This is a genomic window from Pseudomonas sp. G3-39 (assembly GCF_054790485.1).
The window spans coordinates 3114702-3131631 of record NZ_CP186497.1 but is presented as its reverse complement, the minus strand read 5'-3'; the positions used below and the strand labels follow the sequence as shown (position 1 = coordinate 3131631).

General features: G+C 59.8%; 11 protein-coding genes. 5 read left to right on the top strand and 6 right to left on the bottom strand.

The window, feature by feature from the left end; translation table 11 throughout:
- Positions 1-83: 83 nt before the first annotated feature.
- The 3 genes from ACOYXG_RS13790 to ACOYXG_RS13780 all read right to left on the bottom strand — a co-directional run bounded on the left by ACOYXG_RS13790 (position 84) and on the right by ACOYXG_RS13780 (position 4449).
- The gene (locus ACOYXG_RS13790) at positions 84-1754 is read right to left on the bottom strand and encodes an ATP-binding protein (RefSeq protein WP_460352283.1); all 1671 of its coding nucleotides are present in this window, start codon (positions 1752-1754) and stop codon (positions 84-86) included.
- Positions 1751-3253, bottom strand: coding sequence for an ATPase domain-containing protein (locus ACOYXG_RS13785; RefSeq protein ID WP_027612749.1), 1503 nt, complete (start codon positions 3251-3253; stop codon positions 1751-1753). The genes ACOYXG_RS13790 and ACOYXG_RS13785 overlap by 4 nt, the downstream gene beginning before the upstream one ends.
- 140 nt (positions 3254-3393) lie before the next feature.
- Positions 3394-4449 carry a HEAT repeat domain-containing protein gene (locus tag ACOYXG_RS13780; RefSeq protein WP_460352280.1) on the bottom strand — a complete coding sequence of 352 codons (1056 nt, stop codon included), beginning with the start codon at positions 4447-4449 and terminating at the stop codon, positions 3394-3396.
- Positions 4450-4621: 172 nt separating this feature from the next.
- Here ACOYXG_RS13780 and ACOYXG_RS13775 point away from each other — a divergent pair, with 172 nt between their 5' ends.
- The 3 genes from ACOYXG_RS13775 to ACOYXG_RS13765 are packed head-to-tail and all read left to right on the top strand — an operon-like array spanning position 4622 to position 7932.
- The gene (locus tag ACOYXG_RS13775) at positions 4622-6757 is read left to right on the top strand and encodes an FUSC family protein (RefSeq protein ID WP_460358458.1); all 2136 of its coding nucleotides are present in this window, start codon (positions 4622-4624) and stop codon (positions 6755-6757) included.
- Positions 6747-6947, top strand: a complete 201-nt coding sequence (locus ACOYXG_RS13770; RefSeq protein ID WP_027612752.1) for a DUF1656 domain-containing protein — start codon at positions 6747-6749, stop codon at positions 6945-6947. The genes ACOYXG_RS13775 and ACOYXG_RS13770 overlap by 11 nt, the downstream gene beginning before the upstream one ends.
- A gap of 4 nt (positions 6948-6951) precedes the next feature.
- Complete coding sequence (locus ACOYXG_RS13765; protein WP_027612753.1) at positions 6952-7932, top strand: HlyD family efflux transporter periplasmic adaptor subunit; 981 nt, start codon at positions 6952-6954, stop codon at positions 7930-7932.
- Between the two features lie 58 nt (positions 7933-7990).
- On the opposite strand, the gene ACOYXG_RS13760 is transcribed toward ACOYXG_RS13765, so the two are convergent.
- From ACOYXG_RS13760 to mexE, 3 genes are read right to left on the bottom strand one after another with little or no spacing between them, the layout of a single operon-like run.
- Positions 7991-9412, bottom strand: a complete 1422-nt coding sequence (locus ACOYXG_RS13760; RefSeq protein WP_115989722.1) for a TolC family protein — start codon at positions 9410-9412, stop codon at positions 7991-7993.
- Entirely contained in the window at positions 9412-12600 is a 3189-nt protein-coding gene (locus ACOYXG_RS13755) for an efflux RND transporter permease subunit (protein WP_096796769.1), read from the bottom strand. The genes ACOYXG_RS13760 and ACOYXG_RS13755 overlap by 1 nt, the downstream gene beginning before the upstream one ends.
- 15 nt (positions 12601-12615) lie before the next feature.
- Complete coding sequence (gene mexE / locus ACOYXG_RS13750) at positions 12616-13869, bottom strand: multidrug efflux RND transporter periplasmic adaptor subunit MexE (protein WP_139053919.1); 1254 nt, start codon at positions 13867-13869, stop codon at positions 12616-12618.
- A 295-nt stretch (positions 13870-14164) separates the two neighbouring features.
- Here mexE and ACOYXG_RS13745 point away from each other — a divergent pair, with 295 nt between their 5' ends.
- Both ACOYXG_RS13745 and ACOYXG_RS13740 read left to right on the top strand, forming a co-directional pair.
- A complete protein-coding gene (locus ACOYXG_RS13745; RefSeq protein WP_049827894.1) occupies positions 14165-15571 on the top strand; it encodes an McrB family protein in 1407 nt (468 codons plus the stop codon).
- Between the two features lie 2 nt (positions 15572-15573).
- On the top strand, positions 15574-16902 hold the full coding sequence (locus ACOYXG_RS13740) for a hypothetical protein (protein ID WP_460352276.1): 1329 nt from the start codon (positions 15574-15576) through the stop codon (positions 16900-16902).
- Positions 16903-16930 lie beyond the last annotated feature (28 nt).

Here is a 16930-nt window from a genome sequence, read left to right as displayed (position 1 = left end):
GCCGCAGGCTGCGATCTTTTGATCTTGAAAAACAAGATCAAAAGATCGCAGCCTGCGGCAGCTCCTACAGTCGTTTTGGGGGATCAGTTCTGGATCATCTCGCGGACCTTGGCGGTCAGCAGATCGAAGGTGAACGGCTTGGTGATCATCTGCATCCCCGAGTCGAGGAAGCCTCCGCGCACTGCCGCATGCTCGGCATAGCCGGTGATGAACAACACCTTCAATCCCGGCCGATACTGCCGGCCGATTTCCGCCAGTTGCCGGCCGTTCATGCCTGGCAGGCCGACGTCACTGATCAGCAGGTCGATGCGCTGCGTCGAGTTGAGGATCGGTACGGCGCCGTCGGCATCGCCGGCTTCGACAAACGCATAACCCAACTCACTGAGCACCGCGCTGACCAGTACGCGCACGGCGGGGTCGTCCTCGACGATCAACACGGTTTCACCATCCATTGCTTCCGGAGCCTGCTGAACATCGGACACCGGATGCTCCAGCTCTTCACCGCGAAAACGCGGCAGGTACAGTTTGACCGTGGTGCCCTGATCGATTTCGCTGTCGATCGAGACGTGACCACGGGACTGCTTGCTGAAGCCGTAAATCATCGACAGACCCAGCCCGGTGCCCTGGCCGATCGGCTTGGTGGTGAAGAACGGATCGAACGCGCGGCTGACCACGCTCTGCGCCATGCCACTGCCGTTATCGGTGACGCTGAGCATCACGTAGTCGCCGGGTTCGAGATTCGGGTAGGCCTCGGTGAATTCCGGCTTAAGCACCTGATTGCTGGTTTCGACCACCAGTTTGCCGCCCTCGGGCATTGCATCGCGGGCGTTGAGTACCAGGTTGAGCAGGGCGCTTTCCAGTTGATTGGGATCCGCTTCGGCGATCCACAACTGGTCGTTGAGGCGCATCTCCAGCTGGATACTTTCGTTGAGGCTGCGCTGCAGCAGCTCGCCCATCGACAGCACCAGTGTGTTCATCTGCACGGCTTTGGAGTCCAGTGATTGCCGGCGGGAAAACGCCAGCAAACGGTGGGTCAGGCCGGCCGCGCGGTTGGCTGAAGTAACACCGAGATCGATCAGGCTGTCGAGGTCATCAAGGCGTCCGCGAGCCAGCCGCCGGCGCAGCAGTTCAAGGCTGCCGATAATCCCGGTGAGCATGTTGTTGAAGTCGTGAGCGATGCCGCCGGTCAACTGACCGACCGCTTCCATTTTCTGTGACTGGCGCAGGGCTTCTTCGTTGTGGCGCAGTTGCGCGGTGCGTTCCTCGACCTGTTGCTCAAGGGTTTCCAGGGTCGATTGCAGTCGGCGTTCGCTTTCACTCAAATCGATCAGGCGGTCGCGGGCTTCGTACTGTCGTCGTCGCCCGCGCAGGGCGGTGGAGACCAGACTGACCAGGGTCGCCGGATGAAACGGGCGCTCAAGGAACGTGACGTTGCCCAGCAGTTTGCTCAGGCGCGAGGAGGGGCCGGGTTCCGGGCCGCCGTGGTGGGTCAACAAGACGATCGGCAGATCCGACCAGGCCGGTTGCTGTTCGAGAAAATGCAGAAGACTTTCCAGCTCGGGGCCGCGCAGCGCTTCGGTGGCAATCAACAAAAGTCCGGCGCCAGGCTCCAGCTCTGCGCACAGTGCACCCAGATCCGGGGTGATGACTCCGCCGTAACCGGCCTCATTGAGGATCATCAGCGCCACTTGGCTGTCCCGACCCATGGGCGCCAGGATCAGCGCCCGTTCCGGCAGTGATACGGAGGCTGTCACAAGGTTTCTTCCCGCAACAGCGGATTGCTCGCGCCGAGGTAAGTCGGCACGCCACGCAGCACGCCCTGGAACGCTTCCAGCGGTTCGCCGATGGTCATGCCCTGGCCCGAAATGCGGTATTCACGGATGGTCGATTCGTGGCTGCCGGTGCGTTTCTTGATAATGGAAATGGCTCGGCGAACTTTGCCGATGGCTTCGAAGTAGCGCAGCAGGATCACCGTGTCGGCCAGGTAAGTGATGTCGACCGGCGCCTGCATGTCGCCGACCAGGCCATGCTGGGCAACCGTCATGAAAGTCGCCGCACCTTTTCGGTTCAGATACAGCAGCAGCTCATGCATGTGCAGCACCAGCGCGTTTTCTTCCGGCATCGCGGCCTGATAGCCGTTGATGCTGTCGATTACCACGGTCTTGATATTGCCTTCGTCTACGCAGCGACGCACCCGATGCGAGAACTCGCCGGGGGACAGTTCGGCGGCGTCCACTTGATCGATCAGCAGGTTGCCGGTGGCTTGCAGGGCCTTGAGGTCGATGCCGATATTTTTCATGCGCTCGAACAGCAAGCCCAGCTCTTCATCAAAGATGAACAGCGCCGCTTTTTCGCCGCGTGCTACGGCTGCGGCGGCGAAGATCATCGAAATCAGCGATTTGCCGGTACCGGCCGGGCCGAGAATCAGCGTGCTGGAACCGGTCTCGATGCCGCCGCCGAGCAGGGCGTCCATTTCCTTGATGCCGCTGGTCAATTGCAGGCGCGGGTAGTCGCTGCGGTGTTCGGCGGCGACCAGTCGTGGGAACACATGGACGCCGTCGCCCATGATGGTGAAGTCGTGGTAACCGCCACGGTATTTCTGGCCGCGATATTTGACGATGCGCACGCGGCGGCGCTCGGCACCGTAATTGGGGGTCAGTTCTTCGAGGCGGATCACCCCGTGGGCGACGCTGTGCACGGTCTTGTCGAGAGACTCGGTGGTCAGGTCGTCAAGCAGCAGGACGGTGGCGTCGTAACGCACGAAGTAATGTTTGATCGCCAGAATCTGCCGGCGGTAGCGCAGCGAACTCTGCGCCAGCAGGCGGATCTCCGACAGGCTGTCGAGCACCACGCGGGTGGGTTTGAAGCGCTCGACCACTTCGAAAATCTGCTTGGTGGCTTCGCCCAGCTCAAGGTCGGAGGAGTACAGCAGGCTTTGCTGATGCTCGGCGTTGAGCAGGCTCTCGGGCGGCGTCAGCTCGAAGATTTCAATGTTCTCGTTCAGCTCCCAGCCGTGGGAGGCCGCGCCTTGACGCAATTCACGCTCGGTTTCCGACAGCGTGATGTACAGACAGCGTTCGCCGGCACGGGCGCCCGCCATCAGGAAATGCAACGCGACGGTGGTTTTGCCTGTACCGGGTTCACCTTCGAGCAAAAACACATGCCCTCGGGACAGACCACCGGCGAGGATGTCATCCAGGCCAATGATGCCGGTGGCGGCTTTTGCACTGATCAACTCGTTGGACGTAGACAAAGAATGCCCTCTCATGACTAGGGGAATCGAGGCAGCAGGCTGTATCAGCCGTTGTGCTCTACCTGATTACTTGACCGCTGCCAGTCATGACGGTTCCGATGTTTCGATATCAAAATGTCATTGAATCAGCGGGTAAAGGCTCAGAGTCCCTGCTGTAACGCCGGGTCATCAGGGTTCATCTGCTCCAGTTGCGCGAGCAGAATCTGCACGTTCTGCAACTGGCCGCTTTCCTTCCAGTAATTGATCAGCAGCACTCGCGCCTTGCGGTCGGCTGGGTGACGCTGGACGACTTCCTGCAACTGCTTTTGCGCCGCTTCCAGCTCTTCGGCAGCGTGCAGGGTGGTGGCGAGGTCGTAGCGGTAATCCTTGTTGTCAGGCTCAAGTTCCACCGCTTTGGACAAGCCGAGCAGGGCGAATTCACGCTGGCCGTGGTGCAACAGCCACAGTCCGAGCGCGTGTTGCAGGTAGGCGGAATCCGGTTGCGCCTGCAACTGTCTGGCGAGCAACTGGCGGGCGGCGTCGCTCTGACCCTGGCGGTCGAGGACATCGATCTGCATCACCAGTGCCGGCAGGTTGCCCGGTTCCAGCCGCAGGGTGTTGTCCAGCGCTTGTTGGGCCTGTTTGAGTTCGGCGTTGTGCAGATACAGGCGTGCCAGTTGCGCATAGGTGGCGGCGCTTTCCGGCTGTCCCTTGAGCGCTTGTTCCCAGCCATCGATCGCCTGCTGCAGCGGGGCGAAATACAGCCCCAGTTCATCCGGCGTCAGACCGAGCAGGGCGTTGATCGCGGCGAACCGTACGTTTTGGTCCTCATCGTCGAGCATCGGCCCGAGCAGCAGACTGCGTTGCCCGCCGGGCACCAGTCCGACCACACTTTGAATCGCTGCCAGCCGTACTTCGGGGGCTTCGTTTTGCAGATGGGCGTCGGCCAGTTTCAGCGCTTGCGGGCTCGGATAGTTGGGCAGCTCGGCCAGCAGCCAGACACTGCGTTTGACCGACAGGTCCGGGCGACCCAATTGCTGATACAACTGCCGCGCGGCTCCCGGCTGACCGGAACGGGCGGCCGTCAGGGCTTCGCTGTAGCCGCGCTTGATCGCTTCCGGCACCACCGGGGCGGTGGAGCGCAGGGATAACCAGGCGATGACGACGAGCAGCACAAGGCCAAGGCTGATAAGCAGGTAGCGGCGGGACTGAGGCATGCAGATTTCCGTGAACTGGCGTTCTATAGCAGAACGGCAAGCTTCGACCAGCGAGGGCCGTGAGTCAAACCCCGTGCATGCGAATCGCCCTACAACATCTGTCGATTCAGTTACCCATCAGGCATTCGATGCAGAGTCTACGCTTGCAGGAGTCGCTTCGATGAGAGCCCCCATGCAAGCCCTGCGCAATTATTTCCAGGTCGTGATCCATCCCGGTCAGGCTGTCCTGCTGTTTGCCCTGCGCACCATTGCCGCCGGGCTGTTGACGCTGTATCTGGCGTTTTTGTTCGATCTCGACCAACCCAAGTGGTCGATCATGGCCGTCGTGATTGTCAGCCAGCCGTTGGCCGGCATGGCGCTGGCGCGTAGTTTCGGTCAAGTGATTGGCACCACGCTGGGTGCTGCGGTGGCGGTGTTGATCATGGCGATATTCCCGCAGGCGCCGCTTCCGTTCATCACAACGCTGGCACTGTGGCTGGCGCTCTGCACCGCGGGCGGCACGTTGCTGCGCTATACCAGTTCTCAGGCGTTTGTGCTCAGTGGTTATACCGCCGTGGTGGTGGCATTGCTGGCCATTCCCGACCAGGATGGCACCTTTCTGCTGGCTGTCACCCGCGTTACCGAAACCTTGCTGGCCGTAGCGTGCGTCTGCGTGGTCAGCCTGCTCACCGCGCGTCCGGAAGCAGTTGCCAAAGGTTACTTCGCCAAGGTCGATCAGGTGATCAAACTGGCTGCCAGTCACTCCGCTGCGGTGATTCGAACAGAAGAAAGTGAAGCCGACTTTCAGCGCCGTCAGATGCAGTTGCTCGGTGAAATCAGCGCGCTCGAAGGGTTGCGCCGCCATCTGTATTTCGATGCCCCACGGTTGCGCGGTGCCGACAATCTGGTGCTGCTGTTGGGTAATCAACTGATGTTGCTGACCTCGCGTTTGACTGCATTACGTCATCAGCGCGAATTGCTCACCGAACGTTGGGAGGGCGATCTTCCTCTGGACGTACAGCGCTTGCGTGCAGAAGAGCTCGCACTTCTCGACCAGTTGGCGCAGTTGGGCCGAGCGCTGCCCGCCGAGCGGCGGCATCAATTCATCACGCTGCAGCAGCAGTTTGAAGCCTTGGCGTATGAGGCCGAACAACTGACCGAAGACATGAGCGCTATCCTGCGCTCGCTGGCGTGGGCGTTACGCTGGGAGCAGGCGCGGCTGTTGCAGCAACTGGAGCAGATTCTGGAGTTGAGTGATGCCATTCAGGAAGGGCGCGAAGCCAGTTGTCTGTATCGCGGTCAGGCCAGCCCGCTGCATCTGGATTTCACACTGGCTTCAATGAACGCCATCCGCGCCTTTACCGCATTACTGGTAGCCGGGTTGATCTGGATCGAAACCGCCTGGGATGGCGCGCGGGGCGGGATGATTCTGGTGGGGATTCTCTGTTCGCTGATGGCGACATTCCCGCGGCCACTGATGGCCGCGCAGAGTTACGCGCGTGGGTTGGGACTGGCACTGGTGGTCTCGGCGTTCTATCAATTCATGCTGGTGCCGACCATCAGTGATTTCGAGCCATTGGCGTTGATGCTGGCACCGCTGCTGTACGTGATCGCTGTCGGTTTGGCGAGCCCGACGACCGCGGGCATTGGTATGGGCCTGGGGTTGTCGAGTTTCCTCCTGCTCGGCCCACAGAATGTCGGCACCGGGCAGAACACTGCGATTCAATGGTTCGAATTCGCCGGCGCCTATGTCAGCGCGGCGATGCTCGCTTTGATGGTCTACGCATGGATTTTCCCGTTCCGTCCGGCATTGCGCATTCGCCGCTTTTATAACGAGGCGCGTGAGCAGGTTTATGAACTGACCAAAAAACCGGCCACCGATGAACAGCAATTCGCTTTCGAAAGCCGTATGGTCGACCGACTGACCAGCATGCTTGGCTTGCTGCCGGCCGTGAGCGAGCGCGCCATGCAGCAGCTCTATGAAATCAGTCTGGCGTGCGTCGCATTGGGCGTAGCAATGCATCAACTCCGGCAGCAGGCACAGAACAATGCACTGCTGACGGACGCGTTCAGCCAGCAATTGGCTTCGGCGCTGCGCAAGACCGGCCGTTTTGTGGCCGGGCGCCAGGACGTGCAATTGCAAGCGTTGTTGACCTCGCTCCAGCTATTGGGTGATGAGCTGGACGAGTTGCACGTCGCCAGCCACGAACATTTGTGGTCGGTGTTTCGCATGCGCGTGGCGCTGTTGATCGTCGTGTCTTTCCTGAAACGCCACGGCGAATACCTGCAACGTAAAGTCTCGGAAGGAGAACCGGCCCTTGCCCATTGATTTCGAAATGGGTGGCGTTTATCTGCCACCCATTGCCCAGGCCCTATTGCTGGCGATACCGATATTTATGCTCCTGGACTGGTGTTTGCGACGTCTGGGTGTGTTGCGACTGGTCTGGCACGAGGCGCTGTTTGAGGGCGCCTTGTATGCATGCGTTTGTGCCTCGCTGATTTTGCTGATGGGAGCCTGATGCCTTGAAAGTGTTACTCGCTCGAACAACGACATTAGCGGTGGTGTTGCTGGCCATCGTGCTTGGCTGGTTTGCCTGGGAGCATTACACCCGTGCGCCTTGGACGCGGGATGCGCGGGTGAGGGCGGACGTGGTGACGCTATCAGCCGATGTTTCCGGGCGTATTGTCAGCCTCGTGGTGCAGGACAACCAGCATGTCGACAAGGGGCAATTGCTCATGGAGATCGATCCGGCGCGCTATAGCCTGGCAGTCGAGCATGCGCGGCGTTCGGTCGAGGTGGCGAAGGCGACGCTGGGGCAATCACAGGCATCCATCGTCGCCAGTGAAGCGCTGCTCAAACAACGCCAGAGCGAAGAGCGGCGCCGGCGTACGCTTAAGCAGGGTTTTGCAATTTCCGGGGAAGAATGGGAGAAGTCCAATACCGATGTGGCGGTGGCTCAGGCTGATCTGTTGCGCAATCAGGCCAATCTCGGGCTGGCCGAGGCCAATGTGCAATTGGCGATTGCTGCACTGACTCAGGCGGAACTGGACTTGCAGCGTACTCGTGTCGAATCGCCGGTCAGCGGTTACGTCACTAATCTGCTGACCCGACAGGGTGATTACGCGGTTGCGGGTGGTGCACTGCTGGCACTGGTCGACAGCGATTCGTTCTACGTCAGCGGTTACTTTGAAGAGACCAAATTGCCGCGAATCGAGGAGGGGGACCGCGTGCGCGTGCAGTTGATGAGCGGAGAAACCTTTGGTGGCACGGTCCAGAGCATCGCCTTTGCCATCGCCGACCGGGAAAACGCCACGGGTGGCCGACTGCTGGCCAATATCAATCCGAGTTACACCTGGGTGAAGCTGGCGCAGCGGGTGCCGGTGCGCATCGGCATTGATGGTGACTATGCCGGCAAGAATCGATTAAGGGCCGGTACGACAGCCACTGTCACTGTACTGGAAGCGCAAAACCATCAGGCCAAAAAAAGCCCCGCGACCGAATGATACGCGGGGCAAAAAAATTGGTTGGTTGCGGCCAACCAAAGGAGCTCTTTAACAACTATTACTTACTGGCGACGGTTTCCGGCTGCCAGCCACCACCCAAGGCCTTGTAGATCGCGACGATGCCGCGATACAGATCAACTTCGGCCTGTGCCTGGCTGTCTTCGGCATTCAGGCGTTCACGCTGGGCGTCGAGCAGCACGAGGAAGTCGGTAGTGCCTTCGCGGTAGCGGATTTCCGCCAGATCGGCAGCCTTGCGGCTCGATTCACTCTGACGAATCAGCGAGATCAGCCGTTGCTGACGCTTGCCGTAATCGCTGAAGGCGTTTTCCGATTCTTCCAGCGCCAGCAACACCTGTTGCTCGTAGGTGGCGAGTGCGCCTTCGGCGTCGGCATCGGCGCCGCGCAGACGCGCGCGCACGCTGCCCAGATCGAACGCCGCCCAGGTGATGCTCGGGCCGAGTGCCCAGGCGTTGGCCGCCGAGGAGCCGATCTGCGAACCACGCCCGGCCGTCCAGCCGAGGAACCCGCTGAGGCTGACCCGTGGAAACAGATCAGCCTTCGCCACACCGATTCGCGCGGTGGCCGAGGCCAGTTTGCGTTCGGCGCTGAGGATGTCCGGCCGGCGTTGCAGCAGTTCACCCGGATCGCCGATCGGCAGGGCCTTGGCAATCGCCGGCAAGTCTTTCGGGCTCAGATCCACGGTCAGTTTGTCCGGACGTTCACCCAACAGAGTGGCGATGCGGTTTTTCTGCCGAACCTGTTCCGCCTGCAATTGCGGCACGCTGGCTTCGACCGAGGCCAGACGCGCATCGGCACGTTCGACGTCGAGCTGATCGCCCACGCCGGCGTCACGCAGGCTGATGGTGATCTTGCGCGACTCCTGCTGGTTTTCCAGGTTGGCCACGGCGATCTTCTCGCGCAATTGCGCACCGCGCAGTTGACCGTAGGCGTCCACCAGTTCGGCAATCATGGTGACTTGCAGTTGGTACAGATCGGCTTCGGCCGCCTGCTGGTCTGCGTCGCTGGCTTCCAGATTGCGCTGGATGCGCCCGAACAGATCGAGTTCCCAGGCCATGTCCAGGCCCAGATCGTAGCGTTCGCTGTTGACCCGTTTGGTGGTCTGGCCGGGGATTTGCCCCTTGGCCAGATCACTGCTCGCGCGGCTGGTGATGGTCGGCATCGCATCGTTGCTGACGTCGTCGCGGATCGCCCGGGCGGCTTTCCAGCGGGCGAACGCCACGCGCAGTTCACGGTTGCCTTGCAGCGATTGCGTCACCAACTGGTTGAGGGTCGGGTCGTCGAATTGCTGCCACCAGATGCCTTCGAATTTTGAACGGTCAAAGTTCTTCTGAGCGGCAGCGCCGTCGGTGGCGGTCGTGATGTTGGCCGCCTCCGTCGCCGGGGTCTTGTAGTCAGGGCCGACGGCGCAGGCGCTCAATGCCAGCACCAGCAGACTCGGCAGGAAGACTTTCAGACTCATTATTGCGCCTCCAGTGGCTTTTGAAGAGCTTGCGCCTTGGCCGCTTTGCGGGCTTCGCCACGCTCGACGAAATTACGGATCAACACGTAGAACACTGGCGTCAGCAACAGACCGAAGAAGGTTACCCCGAGCATCCCGGAGAACACCGCCACACCCATCGCGTGACGCATCTCGGCACCGGCACCGCTGGAGAACACCAGTGGCACCACACCCATGATGAACGCGAAGGAGGTCATCAGGATCGGCCGCAGACGCAGACGGCAGGCTTCCAGTACCGCAGCCAGCGGATCGAGACCTTCCAGCTGTTTATCCTTGGCGAATTCGACGATCAGAATCGCGTTCTTGCACGCCAGGCCCACCAGTACGATCAGGCCGATCTGGGTGAAGATGTTGTTGTCGCCGCCGGAGACAATCACCCCGGTGATGGCCGACAGCAGGGTCATCGGTACGATCAGGATCACCGCCAGTGGCAGGCTCCAGCTTTCGTACTGCGCCGCGAGCACCAGGAACGCCAGCAATACGCAGAGCGGGAACACGAACAGCGCGGTGTTACCGGACAGAATCTGCTGGTAGGTCAGGTCGGTCCACTCGTAGGTCATGCCGTTCGGCAATTCATCCTTGAGCAGTTTCTCGATGGCTTTTTCGGCCTGGCCGGAGCTGTAGCCGGGGGCTGCCGCACCGTTGATTTCCGCAGTGATGAAGCCGTTGTAGTGCATCACGCGATCCGGACCCGAGGTGTCGCTGACCTTGATGAAGGTCGCCAGCGGGATCATTTCGCCCTTGTTGTTGCGCACTTTCAGTTGACCGATCTGGTCGGATTCGAGGCGGAACTGTTGCTCAGCCTGAACGTTGACCTGATAGGTGCGTCCGAAACGGTTGAAGTCGTTGGCATACAGCGAACCCAGGTAAATCTGCAGGGTGTCGAAGATGTCGCTGACGGCCACGCCGTGGGTCTTGGCTTTTTCGCGGTCGATGGCGGCATCGACCTGGGGTACGTTCACGGTGTAGCTGGTGAACAGCCCCGCAAGCTCAGGCACGCTGTGGCTCTTGGTGATGATGTTCATCGTCTCTTTGTACAGCTCGTCGTAGCCCAGGTTGCCCCGGTCTTCGATTTGCAGGCGGAAACCGCCAATGGTGCCCAGACCTTGTACCGGCGGTGGCGGGAAGATCGCCATGTACGCTTCCTGAATGTTCGCGTACTGACCGTTCAAGGCTCCGGCGATCGCACCGGCGGACATGCTCGGGTCTTTACGTTCGTCGAACGGTTTCAGGGTCACGAACACGATGCCGGCGTTCGGGCTGTTGGTGAAGCCGTTGATCGACAGGCCCGGGAACGCTACGGCGCTTTCCACGCCCGGCTGTTTCAGCGCCAGGTCGGACATGCGCTTGATCACGTCTTCGGTGCGATCCAGGCTCGCGGCGTCCGGCAGTTGCGCGAAGGCCACCAGGTATTGCTTGTCCTGGCCAGGTACGAAACCGGTCGGTGTGCTGGAGAATCCGAAGAACGTCAGCACCATCAGGCCTGCATACAACAGCAGGGCGATGCCGCTGCCACGGATGACCCGGCGCACTGTACCGACGTAACCGTGACTGGCCTTTTCAAAGAAGCGGTTGAACGGACGGAACAACCAGCCACCAAAGATCTTGTCGAGCACTTTGGAGAAGCGGTCTTTCGGCGCGTCATGACTTTTCAGCAACACAGCGGCCAGCGCTGGCGACAGGGTCAGCGAGTTGAACGCGGAGATCACGGTGGAGATCGCAATGGTCAACGCAAACTGCTTGTAGAACTGCCCGGTGAGGCCGGAGATGAACGCCGCCGGAACAAACACCGCACACAGCACCAGCGCGGTTGCGATGATCGGGCCGGTCACTTCACCCATGGCCTTTTTGGTCGCATCGAACGGGTTGAGCCCCAGTTCAATATTACGCTCGACGTTCTCCACCACCACGATGGCGTCGTCGACCACGATACCGATCGCCAGTACCAGGCCGAACAGCGACAGGGCGTTGAGCGAGAAGCCGAACAGGTGCATGACCGCAAACGTACCGATCAACGATACCGGCACCGCCACCAATGGAATGATCGAGGCGCGCCAGGTCTGCAGGAACAGGATCACCACCAGCACCACGAGGATCAATGCTTCGAAGAGGGTGTGAACCACCGCCTCGATCGAGCCGCGTACGAAGATCGTCGGGTCATAGACGATGCTGTAGTCCATGCCTTGCGGGAAGCCTTTCTTCAGCTCTTCCATCTTGCCGCGAACTTCGTTCGAGATATCGATGGCGTTGGAGCCTGGACGCTGGAAGATCGGGATCGCTACAGCGGGCTGGTTGTTCAGCAGCGAACGCAGGGCGTACTGGCTGGAACCCAGCTCGACGCGCGCGATGTCCTTCAGACGAGTGATTTCACCGTTATCGCCTGCGCGAATGATGATGTTCTCGAACTCTTCTTCAGTGACCAGACGGCCCTGAGTGTTGACCGACAGCTGGAAGCTCTGGGCATTCGGGGCAGGGGGCGCACCGAGTTGACCGGCAGCGACCTGACGGTTCTGCTCACGAATCGCCGTCACCACGTCAGTGGCGGTCAGATTACGCGAAGCAGTCTTGTTCGGATCGAGCCAGACCCGCAGCGAGTAGTCGCCCATACCGAACAGCTGCACGTCACCGACGCCGCCCAGACGCGCCAGCTCATCCTTGATGTTGAGGATCGCGTAGTTGGACAGGTAGAGCATGTCGTAACGTTTGTCCGGCGAGGTCAAGTGCACAACCATGGTCAGGTCGGGCGAGGCCTTGTCGACGGTGATACCGATGCGCGTCACTTCTTCGGGAAGTTTCGGCTCGGTCCGGGTCACCCGGTTCTGCACCTGCACCTGCGCGTTGTCCAGGTCGGTGCCCAGAGCGAAGGTGATGGTCAGGGTGATCTTGCCGTCGGCGGTGGACTGCGAGGACATGTACAGCATGTTCTCGACGCCGGTGATGGCTTGCTCCAGCGGAGCGGCCACGGTTTCACCGATGACTTTGGGGTTGGCGCCCGGGAAGTTGGCACGCACCACCACGGTCGGTGGCACGACTTCCGGGTATTCGCTGATCGGCAGCTGGAACAGCGAGATCGCACCGGCGATCAGGATCAACAGCGAGAGCACCGCTGCGAAGATCGGCCGTGAAATGAAGAATTGGGAAAAATTCATCGGAGTTGTCGTCCCTTAACCGCGTGGGGTCGTAGCGGCCAGCTTCACAGCCGTACCCTGTGCACCTTTGGCGGGTGCGACCTTGGGCAGGTTGCTGGCTTCCAGCGCTTGACGTTGTTGAGCCAGAGCGGCAATGGTCTGCTCGCTGGCCATCGGGATCACTTCAGGCGTCACCGGCGAACCCGGACGCACCCGTTGCAGACCCTTGACGATGATCGTGTCGTCCTTGTTCAGACCTGTGCGCACAATGCGCAGGCCTTCGATTTTCGGCCCCAGTTCGACAGCGCGGTAAGCGGTCTTGTTGTCCGCATCCATCACCAGAACGAACTTCTTGCCCAGATCGGTACCGACCGCTTCGTCGTTGATCAGCATGGCGTTGTAGGTGCCGCTGCCGACCAGTTTCAGCCGCGCGTACAGGCCCGGGGTGTAGGTGCCGTCGCTGTTGTCGAACACCGCACGACCACGGATGGTGCCGGTTTTCGGGTTGACCTGGTTGTCGACGAAGTTCATCTGACCGAGGTGCGGATTGCCGTCCTCGTTGGACAGGCCCATGTACACCGGGGTAGTGGCGCCACGTTGGCCGTTGCGGGCGAGTTGGGTGTATTTAAGGAACACACGCTCGTCGGCGTCGAAGTAGGCGTAGACCTTGTCGGTGGAAACCACGCTAGTCAGCGGGGTGGTGTCGGCAGTCACCAGGTTACCGGCGGTGATCTCGGCACGGCTGACGCGGCCACTGATCGGTGCGGTGACGCGGGTGAAGCTCAGGTTCAGCTTGGCCAGGTCCAGTTGCGCCTGCAGGGCGCCGACGGCGGCGCGGGCTTCCTGGGCAGCGCTGGTACGCGAATCGGCCAGTTCAGCGGAGATCGCGTTGCTCGCACGCAGACGTTCGCCACGCCCGGCTTCGTTTTCACTGCGAGTGGCATTGGCACGGGCCTGGGCTACCAGGGCTTCGAGGCGGCGAACCTCAGCCTGGAAAGGACGCGGATCGATCTGGAACAGCAGGTCACCTTTCTTGACCAGCGCACCTTCGGTGAACGCCACCTCGTCGATCTGGCCAGAGACCCGAGGACGGATTTCAACAGTTTCCGGCGCTTCGAGGCGCCCGGTGAATTCGTCCCACTCGTTGACCGGTTGTTCCAGCACCTTGGCCACGCTGACTTTGGCTGCGGGCATAGTGGCGGCAGTCTCCGGAGTCTTGCCGCAAGCGCTCATCACCAGCACGGCCAACATGGCCAAGGGGAAGCGCAAATGTTTGAGTGACTGTTCCATGGAATCATCCGCCAATGTATTGAAGATGGGCGGATGATGCTCGGCGGGCTGTGATGGCACGAATCGAATGAAGCAAAGGTAACTATCATTCGGAATGATATAAGACCGATTCGAGCCCTCTAGCATGCACCTTTCGTTAGGGGGCTATCAATTGGTTTGATGACAAATGTGTGTTGCGTCGAGTGCAAAGGTCGCTTGGCCAAGTAAAAGCGGTATTCCATTTGAATAGTGGCTTTATGATGCTATTTTTCGCGAACTTTATTCTGTTTCATTGGCTCAGGGAGAAAGAGCACTCATGGTTGAGCATCAGTTGATCCTTTTCGGCCCGCCCGGCACCAGCAAGAGCCATCGGGCCCGGACAACAAAGGCCAGGGTTCTGGGCGTTAACAGTACCCAGATCGTTCCAGTGGCCTTCCACCCGGATTACAGTTATGGCGAGTTTGTCGCGCGGTTGATGCCAAGAACCCGGGAAAACCAGATCGAGTATCGCGTGCATGCCGGGCCATTACTGCGGGCGCTGGCACTGTCATACAGTCATCAGCCTCAGGAAGATAACGCTCAGGAAGCGCAGAACGTACTGCTGCTGGTCGATGAGATCAACCGTGGTAATTGCGCGGAAATTTTTGGCGATGTGTTTCAGTTGCTTGATCGTGATGACGAGGGTTGGTCCAGCTACGCGATCAGTGTTTCCGATCTGGTGATCGATGCCCTTGAGGCCGAGCTCGCGCTGCTTGGCCACATCAGCCCTTTTCCCGATCTGAATCGGCGACTGGCCGATGCGCTGAAGCAGCGTCAGTTATGCCTGCCACCTAACCTGTTCATGATCGGCACCATGAATACCAGCGACGAATCGGTGTTTTTCATGGATTCGGCGTTCAAGCGGCGCTGGCATTTCGAGTTTTGTGCGGAAGCGTTTAACGATGAGGTGCCGACCAGCCAGAGCAAGGCGTTGATGCCATCAACTCATCATTTGACCTGGGAGACATTCGTCACAGCGCTCAACCAGTTCATTCGTGATCGGTGCACAGCCCCGAGGCTCGATGACAAGCTGGTCGGGCCATGGTTTATCAAGGCCAGGCGGGAGCCTGACAAAACCCTGGCTGAAGTTTATCCGGGCGAATTGGCCAGACTCGTCGCCACTACCAGCATGATCGGAGATCCCGCCAGCGGTGTTAAACAAAGCAGGGCATTCGATGATGACCTGTTGGAATTGGCGACCAAAATGTCCAAAGCCAATCGCAAGCGACTGCTCGATGAGGGAGGGCATGAACCAGACGCCGAGCTCAAGTTCAAGCGAATCCGCTCTAATTCGGGCCACGCCAATCAATACTATTGCTCAAAGACCTCTCCCAAGAAGTTCAAGTCGGACACCAAGGGTCTCATTATCGAGGATTACCTGGAGCAGCTCGCCAAGTTCAAATTGCGCTTCGAAGTCCACCATATTCAGCGCGCCGATATCGTCGGCAAGTTGTTCCTGTATCTGTGGGACAACGTCTTTGATCGTGACCGAACCCCCCTGTGTTCGCTGCTTGAAATCGAACCGCGTGAGCTGCGCACCTTCGGTCAGTTTGCCAAACGCGCCGATGAATTCATTACTTGTCTGTGCCCGCCTCCTGATATTCACGAACTGCTGAGCGCCGCGTTTGCTGATGCCGCATTCAACTCGGAAGATGACGGACTGACGACATCCGGCGAGGCCTGATAATGCAGCTCGACGAAATCGAACGAGTAGAAAGCGACGGCGAGGTGGGACTGGTTCGTGAAGCGGATGGGCGTTACCTGTTGAAGGTGCCCTATGGCATGGGGGCAATGAGCGGTGCAGAAGCGTTGTCGCTGCTTTACCGGTGTTTCGTGGTATTTCGCCGGACACGACGCGAGCCTGAGGTGCTGACGGCCCGTGATGGCGTCGAGGCCCACGGCAAGGGCAAGGAGCGTGTTGGCGACGGACTTGCATTTCACGATGCGCTGGCGCTGGACGAGTTGTTCGACCGCGTCGACCCACGCAGTCTGCTTTCAATGTGTGAGCGCCGCGGTCGCAGTGTCGACGACCCCTATCGCCGTTTTGATCGACATCTGCATCGTGCGCTGTTTGATCAACGGGGCGCTGCTTACTTTGAGTCGGTCGCGCAGGATCGTCGGGTCGGTCAGTTTGGCAAGGCGGATATCGTAGGCCTCTATTGTTTTTTGGCAGTGGATTTCTATCGGGGTTTTCTGCAGGTAGATCCTCGATGTGCCTGGGGCAGCTTCGTGGGTGAAGGCGAAGCGCTGGCGCAAGACTTCCAGCATCGTTACCTCAGCGCTGAGGACTCGCTCTATTTTGGCAATGTCCACTCGCGTCAGCGCAGCCTGAGCCATCTGCGGCACCTGCTGCAGAGTATCGACCGCTGTGCGGCCCCGCGCGACGCTCACTATTATCAGTTGCACGATGCTCTGAAGCGCTACCTGCATGCGGGTACACAAAGCGACCTGGACACGGGACTGATATGGGGCGTGGAAAAGTTCTGGGCTGTCTGGGAGTCAGTCTGTCTTTGTCATGGATTGAGCGAAGGCGAGGGAGGGCTGGAACGCTTCCAGACGTGCGACGACCAGCATCTGCCTCACGGGATAGCCAGCACGGCTATACAGTCTCGCTGGCAACAGCAGCGTCGAAAGATTTTTGCGCGCAACCACATCAAACGGCGCCCTGATCTGGTGAGGCAGGACGGTAAAAATTGGACGGTAGTGGATTTCAAATACTATGAGCGGGCGACTTTCCAGCGCCCCAAGTGGAGCAAGAATGCAGAAATCGCCAAGGAGGAGCGAGACTTTCTGAATCTGGAAGCCTACGGGCTACTGCTGCATAACCATCTGGCCAAAGAGGGATTGAGCGAGCACAAGGTAGGACTGGAAATGTGGTTGCCGGGCGAGCGAGAGGCATGGTTCGAGTTCGTTGGCGAACCGGCATGGGATCCGCCTCTGCGAATGCGAACGCTGGTGACGACCGAGTTGATCAAGGCATATGCCGATCGATACGAGTCCTCGGCAAGGCCCTGATTCCGTCACTGTGGGCGCTCTTGTTCTT